This is a genomic window from Pseudoalteromonas sp. 2CM28B (genome assembly GCF_023161935.1).
This window is the reverse complement of the sequence record NZ_JALNTH010000098.1, coordinates 1-1,049: the sequence shown is the minus strand read 5'-3', so window position 1 is coordinate 1,049 and position 1,049 is coordinate 1. Positions and strand designations below refer to the sequence as shown.

General features: G+C 40.4%; 1 protein-coding gene. It reads left to right on the top strand.

Annotated elements, in window-relative coordinates:
• Positions 1 to 88: 88 nt before the first annotated feature.
• On the top strand, positions 89 to 922 hold the full coding sequence (locus MTN96_RS36775) for a tyrosine-type recombinase/integrase (protein WP_063528612.1): 834 nt from the start codon (positions 89 to 91) through the stop codon (positions 920 to 922).
• Positions 923 to 1,049 lie beyond the last annotated feature (127 nt).

Genomic DNA, 1,049 nt, shown 5'->3' with positions numbered 1-1,049 from the left:
TGTTGAACTAAGCCGCTACGCGGAGATCCTATTCTTATCATTTGAGCCACACTTACCTTGGGGTTATCCCATAACTTGGAGGTAAGTCATGAATACACTCATTGAACAAGTCAAAACTGAAATAGCCTATCGTGGTTATTCGCAAAGTACATGTAAAAGCTACTGTGAACATTTACTAAAACTCAGTCATTATTTTAATAAACCGCTCGATTCGATTACTGATGAGGAACTTAACGCCTTTTTTAACGATCCTGCGATTCGTAAACTTTCTAGAGCAAGCCAAAAAATACAGATAAACAGTATTTGGTTCTTGTTTAAGAATATTTTACATCGGCCATTGAACTTAGATATTGTACTGCCAAAAGTAAAACTTCGCGCACCCACGTATTTATCGCGCGATGACATGCGACGGCTTATAGAAAGTTGCACCGATATGCGCTTAAAAACATTGATTATGGTGTGCTATGGGTGTGGCTTACGTATTAATGAACTGCTACGCATTAAAGTGCAAGATATCGATGGACAGCGTAAAACTATTTTAATTGAACAAGGTAAAGGGGATAAATCACGCTATGTGGTTGTATCAGATAGCGTGCTGGCTCAATTACGTTGTTATTGGAAAATGTATCACCCAACAGGTTGGATGTTCTATTCACGGTTATTAATGGATAAACCTATGTCAGCATCAACCTTCAGGAAGCCATTGAGAAAACATGCACAAGCGTGTGGCTTAAAGCACTGTAATCCACATACTTTACGCCATGCTTATGCAACACACCAACTTGAATCAGGTATGCCACTTCATCAACTGCAACATCAGCTTGGCCACAGTGATATTAAAACCACACAAAGTTACTTACATTGGTTACCAGAGTTAGGTCATGGCGGCATTGATTTGCTTGCGAGCTGGAGTAAACAATGAACGCCTTACACCTCGCTGATATTTTAAACTCAAGCCTTGAGAGTTATCGCCAACATCATACGGTGAGTTATCAACAACTGCGCGTGTGTCAGCACCTTCAATCATGCAGAACGGGTCAGCTCGGTTA